Annotated in this window: 13 protein-coding genes; 10 read left to right on the forward strand and 3 right to left on the reverse strand. The window is 62.5% G+C overall.

Going from position 1 to position 12,267, the window contains the following annotated elements:
* The first annotated feature begins 9 nt into the window (after positions 1–9).
* The 8 genes from ABX74_RS12705 to ABX74_RS12740 are packed head-to-tail and all read left to right on the forward strand — an operon-like array spanning position 10 to position 7,892.
* Positions 10–1,179, forward strand: coding sequence for an MCE family protein (locus ABX74_RS12705; protein ID WP_020907940.1), 1,170 nt, complete (start codon positions 10–12; stop codon positions 1,177–1,179).
* Positions 1,176–2,198 carry an MCE family protein gene (locus tag ABX74_RS12710; RefSeq protein WP_020907939.1) on the forward strand — a complete coding sequence of 341 codons (1,023 nt, stop codon included), beginning with the start codon at positions 1,176–1,178 and terminating at the stop codon, positions 2,196–2,198. Before ABX74_RS12705 ends, ABX74_RS12710 begins: the two co-directional genes overlap by 4 nt.
* A complete protein-coding gene (locus tag ABX74_RS12715; RefSeq protein ID WP_020907938.1) occupies positions 2,195–3,217 on the forward strand; it encodes an MCE family protein in 1,023 nt (340 codons plus the stop codon). Before ABX74_RS12710 ends, ABX74_RS12715 begins: the two co-directional genes overlap by 4 nt.
* Positions 3,217–4,479, forward strand: coding sequence for an MCE family protein (locus tag ABX74_RS12720; RefSeq protein ID WP_041815020.1), 1,263 nt, complete (start codon positions 3,217–3,219; stop codon positions 4,477–4,479). Before ABX74_RS12715 ends, ABX74_RS12720 begins: the two co-directional genes overlap by 1 nt.
* Positions 4,476–5,609 (forward strand): MCE family protein, encoded by a 1,134-nt coding sequence (locus ABX74_RS12725; RefSeq protein WP_020907936.1) that lies wholly within the window; start codon positions 4,476–4,478, stop codon positions 5,607–5,609. Before ABX74_RS12720 ends, ABX74_RS12725 begins: the two co-directional genes overlap by 4 nt.
* A complete protein-coding gene (locus ABX74_RS12730; RefSeq protein WP_020907935.1) occupies positions 5,606–6,925 on the forward strand; it encodes an MCE family protein in 1,320 nt (439 codons plus the stop codon). The genes ABX74_RS12725 and ABX74_RS12730 overlap by 4 nt, the downstream gene beginning before the upstream one ends.
* Positions 6,892–7,428, forward strand: coding sequence for a hypothetical protein (locus ABX74_RS12735; RefSeq protein ID WP_020907934.1), 537 nt, complete (start codon positions 6,892–6,894; stop codon positions 7,426–7,428). The genes ABX74_RS12730 and ABX74_RS12735 overlap by 34 nt, the downstream gene beginning before the upstream one ends.
* On the forward strand, positions 7,425–7,892 hold the full coding sequence (locus ABX74_RS12740) for a hypothetical protein (RefSeq protein ID WP_020907933.1): 468 nt from the start codon (positions 7,425–7,427) through the stop codon (positions 7,890–7,892). The genes ABX74_RS12735 and ABX74_RS12740 overlap by 4 nt, the downstream gene beginning before the upstream one ends.
* Here the strand turns inward: ABX74_RS12740 and ABX74_RS12745 are convergent.
* Positions 7,889–8,479 carry a TetR/AcrR family transcriptional regulator gene (locus ABX74_RS12745; protein ID WP_003943994.1) on the reverse strand — a complete coding sequence of 197 codons (591 nt, stop codon included), beginning with the start codon at positions 8,477–8,479 and terminating at the stop codon, positions 7,889–7,891. The two genes, ABX74_RS12740 and ABX74_RS12745, sit on opposite strands and share 4 nt — an antisense overlap.
* Before the next feature lie 242 nt (positions 8,480–8,721).
* On the opposite strand from ABX74_RS12745, the gene ABX74_RS12750 reads away from it, so the two are divergent.
* A complete protein-coding gene (locus ABX74_RS12750) occupies positions 8,722–10,260 on the forward strand; it encodes an FAD-binding protein (RefSeq protein WP_020907931.1) in 1,539 nt (512 codons plus the stop codon).
* 29 nt (positions 10,261–10,289) lie between these two features.
* Here the strand turns inward: ABX74_RS12750 and ABX74_RS12755 are convergent, their stop codons facing one another.
* On the reverse strand, positions 10,290–10,799 hold the full coding sequence (locus tag ABX74_RS12755) for a MarR family winged helix-turn-helix transcriptional regulator (protein WP_020969752.1): 510 nt from the start codon (positions 10,797–10,799) through the stop codon (positions 10,290–10,292).
* A gap of 175 nt (positions 10,800–10,974) precedes the next feature.
* On the opposite strand from ABX74_RS12755, the gene ABX74_RS12760 reads away from it, so the two are divergent.
* The gene (locus tag ABX74_RS12760; RefSeq protein WP_041815019.1) at positions 10,975–11,757 is read left to right on the forward strand and encodes a dioxygenase; all 783 of its coding nucleotides are present in this window, start codon (positions 10,975–10,977) and stop codon (positions 11,755–11,757) included.
* A gap of 39 nt (positions 11,758–11,796) precedes the next feature.
* On the opposite strand, the gene ABX74_RS12765 is transcribed toward ABX74_RS12760, so the two are convergent.
* On the reverse strand, positions 11,797–12,255 hold the full coding sequence (locus tag ABX74_RS12765; protein ID WP_020907928.1) for a peroxiredoxin: 459 nt from the start codon (positions 12,253–12,255) through the stop codon (positions 11,797–11,799).
* Between the last annotated feature and the right edge of the window lie 12 nt (positions 12,256–12,267).

A 12,267-nucleotide genomic window follows, 5' to 3' on the forward strand; every position in this document is an offset into this window, starting at 1 on the left:
GGGTACTGCGTGCACAGATACGGCTACAAGTTGGCTGCTCTGGGCTTGGCTGCGGCGATCGTCGGGGTCATCGCTTTGTCGGTCGCGTCTTTCAACCAGGTGTTTGTCGCTCGCGTCCCGATCACGGTGATCGCGGAGCGCGCGGGGCTCGTGATGGATCCGGGCGCGCGGGTGAAGATGGCCGGGGTGACCGTGGGCTCGGTGGAGTCCATCACGCCGACTGACGACGCTACCGCACAACTGTCGTTGTCGATCGATCCCGAAGCGCTCGAATCTATTCCGTCAAACGTGGATGTGGCGATCACGTCGAACACGGCCTTCGGCGCGAAGTTCGTCAGCCTGTCCTCGCCGGAGCAGCCGAGCAGCGCGCGACTTGCCGCCGGGGCGACGATCGACGCATCCCGGGTGACTGTCGAGCTGAACACGGTGTTCGAGAAACTCACCACCGTGCTCCGGACGGTGGACCCGGGCAAGCTCGATTCGACATTGGGTGCCCTCTCGACTGCTCTGCAAGGACGCGGCGAACGGCTCGGGGTCGCACTCGAACAAGCAGATTCCTCGTTGCTCGAATTCAACACTGCACGTGAGGCTCTCGATCATGTGTTGACGGATTTACCAGCCGTCACACAGACCTACCGCGACGCTGTTCTCGACTTGATGGACACCCTCGACTCGCTCACGACGACGGGAACCACTGTTCTCGACGAGCAGCAGAATCTCGATCTCCTCTTGCTCAACGTGATCGGGGTCGCCCGCACCGGAGAAGATGTACTGGGAGCCAACGCCGACGGTATCGACACCGTTCTGTCGTTACTGCGGCCGACCACCGCACTGCTCGAGGAATACTCCCCGGTGATTCCCTGCATGTTCCACGGACTGCAGGAGAGCAAGAAGATCGGCGACGGCGCCTACAACGGACAACCAGGAATCAAGATGTCGATCGGTCTGATCGCCGGAACCGAACCGTACCGATATCCCGACGACCTTCCGAAGGTCGCGGCAACAGGTGGCCCGCAGTGTATGGGTCTTCCACTGCGCGACCCGAACGTCAATGCTCCGTACCTGGTGACCGATACCGGGGTGAATCCGTTTGCGCCCGAGCGTCAGCCGAATGGTGGGCAACCGATGAACACGGTCCCGGATCTGATGAGCTACCTGTTCGGGACGGAGATCCGATGAAAGTTCGTGGGTACACCGTCAAGTTCGGAATTTTTGTTCTGGTGATGATCCTCGTCAACGCCGGGCTGATCCTCGTGTTCGGCCAGATGCGAGGTGGCGACGCGAGGTCGTACTCGGCGGAGTTCGTCAACGCCTCCGGGCTCAGAGCCGGCGACAAGGTGCGCATCGCGGGTGTGCCGGTCGGTTCTGTCGGCTCCGTCGAATTCGGTGGGAATCACCGTGCCCACGTGAGTTTCAGTGTGGATACGGGTGACACCGTGACTGTATCGACCAGAGCCGCTGTTCGATATCAGGATCTGGTGGGTAATCGATACCTCGAACTGCTCGACGATCCGGGGATCGCGGAACCGCAGCCACAGGGCGAGAGCATTCCCGTCGATCGCACCGCGCCGGCACTCGACCTCGATGCGCTACTCGGTGGTTTCAAGCCGCTGTTTCAAGCCCTGGACCCAGAGCAGGTCAACGCGTTGTCGATGTCCTTGCTCGAGGTGTTTCAAGGCCAGTCCGGAACTGTGGCATCGGTGCTGGCGCACACCGGATCGATCACGAACACTCTCGCAGACCGCGACCAACTGATCGGTCGAGTGATCGGCAACCTCGACGGTGTGCTCAGTGAATTGCGCAGCCGCGGTGGTCAGTTCAGTGACACTCTCGATCACCTACAACAGCTGGTCAGCGGGCTCGCGGCGGACAGGGAGATGATCGGGACTGCCGTCGAGAGCGTGAACACCGCATCAGGCACCTTCGCCGATCTCCTCGCCGGAGTTCGCCCGGACATCGCGGGAAACCTGTCGAAGCTGGACGCAAGCCTGAATCCGCTGATCGAGCAACAAAGTGAGCTCGATCGGATTCTCGCGTCCATGCCCTCGAACTACAAGCAGCTGATCCGAGTCGGCTCGTACGGGTCGTTCTTCAACTTCTATCTGTGCGGAATCGCACTGAAGGTCGACGGTGCCGACGGTACGCCGCTCACTGTCGACCTGGTGGATCAGACGACCGGAAGGTGCGCACCACGATGAGAGAGATGGCACAGAGCCAGGCCGTACGCGTGGGGGTCGTGGGATTGGTCGTCACGGCCGCCGTCGTATTGGCATCGCTCCAGTATCAGAATCTGCAGTTCCTGAAATCGGGTGTCGGGTACAGCGCGGTGTTCGCCGACGCCAGCGGTCTCGCGCCGGGAGACGAAGTCAACGCCGCCGGAGTGAAGATCGGAACGGTGGACCGGATCGAGGTCGAGCACGGACTCGCGCGCGTGGACTTCACACTGGAAGGCTCGATCGGTTTGGGAGAAAGCACGTCGGCAGCCGTCACCACGATGTCGTTGCTCGGCAAGCGAGCGGTATCGCTCGATCTGGACGGTCCGGGAAGGATCGCGGTCGGCGGCGAGATCCCGGTCGAGCGAACAAGATCGGCGTACTCGCTGCCCGACGTGCTCGGTGACCTCACCACGACGGTCGAGGACATCGATCTCGACCAACTCTCCGAATCACTCGACGCAGTGGGGCAGGTGATGTCCGACAGTGCGCCGAACCTGAGGCCGGCACTGGACGGTGTCGCACGGATCTCCGACAGCGTCAATAGACGCGACGACATGTTGCGCACCTTGCTGTCCGATGCAAACGACGTCGCCGGGACGCTGGCCGAGCGTGGACCACAGGTCAACGCGCTACTCGTCGACGGCAACGCCTTGTTGGGAGAACTGGATCGGCGACAGGCGGCGCTGGGGGAAGTGATCACGAACATCTCGGCGTTGTCGACCCAGCTGAGCGGACTCGTCCACGACAACGAGGCGCAATTGCAACCGGTCCTCGGCAAACTCGACACGGTTGTCGGCATTCTGCAGAACAACAAGGACAACCTTTCTCAGGGAATCGACGGTCTCGGTACGTACGTGGGCACGCTCGGCGACACCGTGGCCAGCGGTCCCTTCTATTACGCCTACGTCCAGAACCTGGTACCGGCGCAATACACCCAACCGTTGATCAACGCGATGTTCGGGCTACCATCTGCGCCGCTACCGATTCCGGAGGTTCGATGATGGGTGCCTTACGAGTTCGCAAACCGGTGAACTGGCGTCGAATCGGCGTAGTCGGTGGAAGCGTCGTCGGCGCGGCGATCGTCGTCGTGTCGGGATACCTTGCGGTGCAACATCTGCGCTACTACAACGTGACGGCCTACTTCACCTCGACGACCGGCCTGTATGTCGGTGACGACGTTCGTGTCGTGGGGGTCGACGTCGGCCGCGTCACCGAGATCGCCCCACAGGGAGATCGAATGCGCGTCGAACTGAAATTGGCGCGCGAGGTTCCCGTCGCCGAGGACGCGAAAGCGGTGATCGTTGCCCAGTCGCTGGTCTCGGCCCGCTTCGTGCAGTTGACGCCGGCGGTGACGGACGGCGCCGACGCACTGAATGACGGTGCGGAGATCGGGCTCGACCGAACAGCCGTCCCGGTCGAGTGGGACCAGATCAAGGAACAGCTGGGCCGGGCTGCCGATGCTTTGGGTCCCGACGGGGACGATCGCGGTCCCGCCGCCAACTTCCTCGACGGTGCCGGATCCGCACTGGCCGGCAACGGGGAAGCGCTGGGGCGCTCGGTGACCGAACTCTCGGAGGCTATGAGCACACTCGACGAAGGCGGAGCCGATCTGTTCGGCACCATCCGCGGCCTGCAGACCTTCACGACCGCACTCGCCGCAAGCGACGAACAGATCGTTCAGTTCCAAGGACGACTGGCAAATGTCTCGAGTGTGCTCGCCGAGAGCCGGACGCAATTGGCTCCGGCTCTCGCCGATCTGGACGCCGCCGTCATCGACGTACAGCGGTTTGTCGAACAGAACCGAACCGGCTTGACGGAGCAGATCGCGAAGTTGGCCGACGTGTCCCAGGTATTGGTCGACAAGCGCGCAGGTCTCGAGAAGGTACTGCATCTGGCTCCGACAGCGTTGTCGAACTACTACAACGTCTACCGGCCGGCCCAAGGAGCGATGGTGGGTGTGCCCGCATTCCAGAACGTCGGCAACCCGATCGACTTGATCTGCGGCGGAATCGCCGGCCTGGCCAACGACACCTCGAAGAAGGGCGCGGATTTGTGCATCGAATACCTCGGCCCGTTGCTCAACACGATCAAGGCGAACTACCCGGACCTGAGCATCAACCCGACCCGGGCGCTCGGGGCTCTTCCGGACCAACTGGTGTACAGCGAGCCTGATCTGGAACCGACTGGCGCCTTGAGTTTTCCGACGGTACCGGTGGCGTCTGATCTGACCGGCTTGCTCATGCCGTCGACAGGATCACGATGACTGGCCGCCGGTGGGGAACAGTGTGTGTGGCGGCGAGCGCCGTGCTCGTTCTGACGGGTTGTCAATGGAGCGGGCTGAATTCGGTGTCGCTGCCGGGCGCGGCCGGCCGCGGTGAGGGAAGTTTCTCGGTCGTGATCGAGATGCCGGACGTCACGTCGATCAGTCCCAACTCTCCGGTCATGGTCAACGACGTGACAGTCGGAAGTATCAGTGCGATCGAGACCGACAACTGGCACGCCCGGGTGACGGTTGCGCTCGACGGTTCGGTGTCGCTGCCCGCCAACGCGACTGCCAAGATCGGCCAAACCAGTCTGCTCGGATCCAAACACGTCGCGCTCGCGCCGCCCACCGAGGTGGCGCCGGAAGGGCGGTTGTCGGAGGGATCCGTGATTCCCCTTGCATCGGCCAGTGTCTATCCCACCACCGAGGAAGCGTTGACGGCACTGTCCTTGGTGCTCAACGGCGGTGGGCTGGCCCAGATTCACAGCATCACCACGGAACTGAACACCGCTCTCGGCGGGCGGACCGATGCGGCGCGCGACCTGCTGAGCCAGATGGACAGCGTGACCGAGACACTCGACCGTCAACGCGAGGCGATAGTCACGACCATGGAGAATCTCGACGTGTTCGCCGGTGAGATCACGGCTCAGCGAGACGTTCTCGGTGAGGCGTTGGAGACCCTTGATCCGGCCTTGGCGGAACTGAGCGCCCAACGCGTCGACCTGACCACCGCCCTCGATGCGGTCGGCAGGTTCGGGGACGTCGGGACCGATCTGGTCGACCGGACCCGCGACGATTTGAAAGCCAATTTGAGCGCCTTGGAATCGACGCTGCAGAAGGTGGTCGAAACAGGACCGGACCTGATCAACAATTTGGGCAATCTGAGTACCTTCCCCTTCCCTCAGACGACCATCGACGACGGAATGCGCGGTGATTACACCAATTTGTGGGCGCTGATCGACCTCACGAGTAATCGCCTTCAGTCAGGTCTGGGCTTCGGTACTCCGTTCGGGGCGCCGCAAACTCCGGTGGAGAACGGAGTACTGGTCGATCCTTTGACCGCGCCTCTGAGTACCGGGCGGGCCGACCCAAGTAGCACAGGGCGGACCGACCAGGACGGTGGACGATGATTCTCACGAAGTTGGTGCGAAGGCAATTGACGATCTTCGCGATCCTGGCGGTGATAGGCATGAGCGCAGCGGCTATCTCGTACCTGAGAGTTCCGACCATGCTCGGCATCGGGCGCTATTCGGTGACAGTCGAACTGCCCGACGCCGGCGGCCTGTATCGGAACGCGAACGTGACCTATCGCGGCGACACCATCGGTCAGGTCAGGTCGGTGCGTCTCACTCCGGGAGTGGTACGCGCCGAATTATCTTTGGAGAGTGCGGTTCCCGTTCCCTCCAGCGGACTCGCAGTAGCGGTGCGAAGCGTGTCGGCAATCGGTGAGCAATACGTCGACATGCAACCGAGCACCGCGGACGGACCCTTTCTGGCCGACGGAGACGTGATCGGCCCCGAAGCTGTCACGATCCCGACCGAGATCGGACCGGTCCTCGATCAGGCGCAGGCGATGCTCGCATCCGTACCGCAGGACAAGTTGCGATCGGTGATCGACGAGTCCGCGGCAGCTTTCGGAGGCAGGGGAGAGGATCTGGCTCGTCTGCTGGATTCGACCACTTCGTTCGTCGATCAGATGTCCGCTGCCACAACGCCGGCTACGACGCTCGTACAGCAGTTGGATCCGCTCCTGCAGACACAGGTGGTGACGGGCGATCAGATTCGCCAGTGGGCGTCCAGTGTCGCTCAGCTCAGTGGACAGTTGGAGGTCGCCGACGGGTCCGTGCGCAATATCCTCGAGACCGGACCGGGCTTCGCGACTGAAGCCGACCTGCTGTTTCAAGGCCTCAAACCCACTTTGCCTGTGCTGCTTGCCAATTTCACCAGCACCGCTCAGGTGGCTTTGACGTACAACGCCGGGTTGGAACAGGTGCTCGTCATCTTGCCGCCACTGGTCGCGGCACAGGAAACCGTCGTACAACGCGGGCAGGTGGACGGCGCCGCGAACGTCAACTTCCACCTCCAAGCGCAGGACCCTGCGGCGTGCTCGACCGGTTACCTTCCTGCCGATCAGCGACGGGACCCGACCCAGACGAGTGTGCCGGACACCCCGGCTGATCTGTACTGCAAAGTGCCACAGAACTCGGTCTTCGCCGTTCGTGGATCTCGGAACATTCCCTGCATGGCGGTACCGGGCAAACGAGCACCGAGCCCGGAGATCTGCCGGAGCCCCGAAGCGTACGTGCCGTCGGGGACCAATGCGCCCGGCGAGTTGTACACCGGGCCTGACGGAGTCGACTATCAACACACGGAGTTGGCTCCGGCTGACTCCGGTCCGGGGGAGGGTGAGCCGTGGCAACAGTTGCTGACGCCGACGAATCGCTGAGAGGTGAGGTGCTGGATCCGGTCCGAGGGAAGCGCGGTGTACTCACTGCCCTGGTCTGGATTGCACTCGCGGCTCTGAGCGTCGTTGTCGTCTTCGGTTGTCTGGCAGTTCGATCGGACCGCGTGCGAGAGTCCCAGCGTCAAGGGTTCGTCGACGGTGCTGTCGCAGGAACCCTTGCTCTGATCGACGTTCACTCTGCCACGCTCGACGAGGATCTCGCGGAGCTGAAGTCGCTGACTACGGGAACTTTTGCAGACGAACTGAAGTCCGGTGAATCTGCGTTCGTCGCATCGATCCGTGATTTCGCCGTCGATTCCGACGGTCATGTCGACACCGCAGCTCTGGCATCGGAATCCGGAACCTCGGGGGTGGTACTGATCGCGGCATCGGCTCAGGTCGGCAATTCGGCGGGAGAGTCTTCGGCGCGAACCTACCGTCTTCGCGTCGGTGTCGAAGAGGTCGACGGTCGGGTACTGATGTCGAGTGTGGAGTTCGTCCCGTGAAGCGCGTGGTCTTGGCGTTTGCAGCGCTGATCTTGGTGGGAGTCGGCGGGACTCTGCTCTGGAGTCACCACCGTTCGGCAGCCGCTGAAACCGCACGTGTAGAGGTGATCGGTGTGGCGCCGATGCTCGTCGAGAATCTCTTGACCTACAACAGCGACACGGTGGACGAGGATCTTGCACATGCTGCCGAGGGCGCAAGTGGAACATTTCAGGACGGCTTCGCCGAATTCGGATCGAAAACCGTTGCACCCCAGTCGAAGGAGCAAGGAATCAGCACGAAGGCGCGAGTAGTCGACGTCGGAGTGCTCTCCGCTGCTGCAGACCGAGCAGAATTGCTCCTGTTCGTCGATCAGATCACGACGAGTATCGCGCGGCCGGCACCAGCGTCGACGTCGAGCCGAGTCGAGGTGACACTCGATCGAGTCGACGGCACATGGCTGGTGAGTGCCATGACCCCCGTCTAGTGAAGGTTGTCGCGGCCCGCCATGATCAGCCTGGCAGTGACTTCGAGCCGGTCTGCGATCTGCGAATAGGACTCGTAACCCATGCCGGCTCGGACAAGCGCTCCGGACCAGGAGATTTCGAGTGCTTCGAGTACGTCGGGATCGTATGACGGCCCCAGTGCCTCGATGAGCCGCTCGCGGATGTTCTTGCCGATACGTCCCCGAAGGTGTTCGACGTCGGGATCGTTGCCCATCATCGCCGTGGTCACGGCCGCAGCCAGCTCCGGTTCGTCGGAAACGAGGAGTGCGACGCTTCGAAGGACCGAGCAGACCTGCGCTTCTCGTTCCGCCTCGGGGGAGGGCTCGTGAGGTACCGCGTCGAGTCGGCGCCAGAACAGTTCTGCCACAAGGTGACTCTTGGACGAAAAATAGGTGTACGCCGTGGCTGCGGCGACACCGGCTTCCGCTGCCACCATTCGCACAGTCAGATCGGCAAACCCTTTGTCGCGCAGGACCGTGATCGCTGCCGCGGTCAATCGATCGACGGTTTCGGCTTGCTGCTGTGTGAGCCGTCGACGAGTGGACTCGAACTTGGTCTTACCAGACATGTGTCCAGACACTACGGGATCAGACCCGTGCGAGCAAAGTGTGCGCTATCGCCGCTCGTTCTCGCTCCCGCTCTGTGTCATGTCTCGCTCCCGCTCGGCGTCATGTCTCGCTCCCGCTCGGCGTCATGTCTCGCTCCCGCTCGGTGGGACAGAATTTCGATCCCCCGCGATCGCTAAGTCCATGTGTTAGAACGATTTCTAGAACACGTTCGGAAATGTGCCCAGGATCGGAGAGGCTGATTATGACGAAGTGGGACGAGACATGCGACGTACTCGCTGTGGGATCGGGCGGCGGACTCGCCGGCGCGTACACGGCAGCACGCGAAGGCCTCGACGTCATTGTGATCGAAGCGACCGACAAGTACGGCGGAACAACGGCGTACTCGGGCGGCGGCGGAATGTGGTTCCCGTGCAACGCCGTTCTTCGCCGGGGTGGGGACGACGACACCATCGAAGATGCGCTGGAGTACTACCGTTCGGTGGTGGGTGATCGGACACCTGCCGACGTCCAGGAGGCATACGTTCGAGGCGGCGCCGGGTTGATCGACTATCTCGAAGAGGACTCGAATTTCGAGTTCCAGATACTGCCGTGGCCCGACTACTTCGGGGAAAAACCCAAGGCTCGCGCGAGCGGTCGACACATCGTTCCCAAACCGATGAACGCGAAGAGGCTTGGTGTGCTTCGTGATTCACTTCGATCGCCGCTCGCGACGGAGCGGTTGGGAGAAGAGTTGCCGGCGTACCTCGTCGGTGGGCAGTCGTTGATCGGTCGATTCTTGCTGGCACTTTCGACATTCGCCAACGCCGCCATGCACCTGAACACCACTCTCGAAGAATTGGTCGTCGAGGACGGATCGGTCGTCGGCGCGGTCGTCGAACAAGGTGGTCGGCGTCGAACCATCCGAGCCCGCAGAGGAGTGATTCTGGCCGCGGGCGGATTCGAACAGAACGAGACCCTGCGTGCCGAATTCGGTGTTCCCGGCTCGGCGCTCGACACGATGGGTTGTCCCGGCAATCTCGGCAAGGCGCATCAGGCGGCCATCGCCGTGGGCGCCGATACCGACCTCATGGGGGAGGCCTGGTGGTCGCCGGGGCTCACCCATCCGGATGGCCGCTCCGCGTTTGCGCTGTGGTTCACCGGCGGAATCTTCGTGGACGACAACGGTCGTCGATTCGTCAACGAGTCTGCGCCGTACGACCGCTTGGGTCGCTCCGTCATCGAACACATGCTGGCACGAGAAGTAACCACACCGTATTGGATGATCTACGACAACAGGGAAGGTGCAGTGCCGCCGGTGAAGGCGCCCAACGTGCCCATGGCGCAGACGGAGCAGTATGTGGATGCGGGGTTGTGGAAGAGTGCCCAGACGCTCGAAGACCTCGCCGCCCAGATCGATGTTCCCGCAGCGGAACTGGTGCAGACCGTGAAGCGATTCAACGAGTCTGCGGCGACCGGCGTCGACACGGACTTCGGCCGAGGAGACACTGCGTACGACCGTGCCTTTTCGGAGGGGGCTTCACCGCTCGTACCGATCGACCAAGGACCGTTTCACGCGGCCGCTTTCGGTATCTCCGACCTCGGGACCAAAGGTGGTCTACGTACCGACGCAACCGGGCGGGTGCTCAAAGCCGACGGTACGGCGATTGCCGGGTTGTACGCGGCGGGGAACACGATGGCAGCGGCCAGCGGGACTACGTATCCCGGAGGTGGAAACCCGATCGGAGCGAGCATGCTGTTCAGTCACCTGGCTGCACTCGACCTCACGAAGCCGCCGTCGTAAGGATCGGGCCGCTCGTGTCGGGAAAGGGGTCAGGCCTTGCCGAGTCCGGCGGCGATTCCCTTGTCCAGTTGGCTGAGCATTGCAGTCCCCAAGGACGAAAGCTGGGCGACCTGGCGATCATCGAGGCCCTCGAAGAGGAGACCTTGAACCGAGGCGACGTGTGGCGGCGCGGCCGCGACGACCTTTGTCATTCCTTCGTCGGTGAGTACTGCGTTGGAGCCGCGGCTGCCGCGAATGACTTCCCGTTTCACCCAGCCGGCTTTCTCCATCTTCGTGACGACGTGCGAGAGGCGGGACAGGGAAGCGTTCGCGCGCTGGGCCAGTACCGACAACTGGAGCTTGTGGTCGGGGGCGTCCGAGAGTGCGGCGAGCACGAAGTATTCGAAGTGGGTGAGTGCCGAATCGCGTTGCAGTTGAGTGTCGAGTGCGGCAGGCAACCGTGTCACGAGAGCGATCAGTGTCAGCCAGGCTTCCTGCTGCTCGGCTGTGAGCCACTTCGTCTGAGACTGCGCGTCGGGCTGCGCGGTCGGTTCACTCATCGGTGACTTCTCCTTCGGGTCGAGCATTCTTCGTGCACGGAGCGTGCTGGTGTACAGCGTCTCAGACGCATGTCCAGAAGAATATTGCGGGGAATAGTTGCGGGACGCAAGTGTTGAGTCCTATATTAGGTTGAACCTTCAACTTAACGACGAATGTCTATCCCGAGGAGCCCATATGTCCACCACAACCATGCCTGCGCTGTATCTCAGCCACGGTGCTCCGCCGCTGGTGGACAGCGCGTTGTGGGTCGACCAATTGGGGGCGTGGGCCGGCGATCTTCCGCGGCCGACGGCAATCCTCGTCGTCTCGGCGCACTGGGAATCAGCACCGCTGACGATCGGTTCGACGACCACGGGCACCCCGCTCATCTACGACTTCGGTGGTTTTCCCGAGAGGTTCTACCGCGCGAAGTACAACTCTCCCGGCGCTCCGGAACTCGCCGCTCAGGTCGCCGCGTTGATGCCGGACAACGAACGAGTGGTTCAGCAGCCGAATCGAGGACTCGATCACGGTGCCTACGTGCCGCTCACGGTGATGTACCCGGACGCAGACATCCCGGTACTGCAAATTTCGCTGCCAACCCTCGATCCCGAGCGTTTGCTCCATCTCGGAGAACGCCTGCGGCCACTCCGTGAGCAAGGTGTACTGATCGTGGGATCCGGATTCACCACGCACGGGCTGCCGTTCCTGCGCGATCCGTCACCGGAGGCGCAGGCCCCGGGATGGTCGGCGGAATTCGACGCGTGGGCAGGGGAGAGGTTCGCTGCCGGAGACGTCGATTCGTTGATCGACTTCCGCGCCCAAGCTCCCGGGATGCCGTACGCGCATCCGACCATCGAGCACTTCGCCCCGTTGTTCGTCACGCTCGGTGCGGCGTCCGATCCGGAGCAGGTGCCCACCCAGGTGATCGACGGATTCTGGATGGGACTTGCGAAGCGCTCGATTCAGGTCGCCTAGAGAATCAGGTTGCTCAGAGAATCATTTCGCCCAGGTGAGTCAGCTTCGATTGCGAAGGAACTCGAGTGCCTGGTCGCCGTGCGTGTTGGCGCGAAGTTCACTCGAGATGACTTTGAGAACGGTGCGGTCGGTGTCGATCACGAAGGTCGAGCGTTTGACCGGAGCCAGCTTGCCCAGGAGTCCGCGCTTGACGCCGAACTGTTCGGCTACCTTGCCGTCGGTGTCGGCGAGCAGGGGGTAGTCGAAGGATTGTGCGGTGGCAAAGGTGGACTGAGCTTCGACCGTATCGGTGCTGATACCTGCCCGCGAAGCGCCCACCGCGGCGAATTCGCTGCCCAGGTCACGGAAGTGGCACGCCTCGGCGGTGCACACCGGCGTCGAGGCTGCCGGGTAGAAGAAGAGGACCAAGGGGCCGTTCGCGAGCAGGCTCGTCAGCGAGCGCGGAGTTCCGTCCTGGTCGGGCAACGAGAAATCGGGGGCGAGTTGGCCTGGTTTCATTCGGCCGAGGTT

The organism is Rhodococcus sp. ARP2 (assembly GCF_001029585.1).
In the GTDB taxonomy this organism is placed as follows: domain Bacteria; phylum Actinomycetota; class Actinomycetes; order Mycobacteriales; family Mycobacteriaceae; genus Rhodococcus_F; species Rhodococcus_F erythropolis.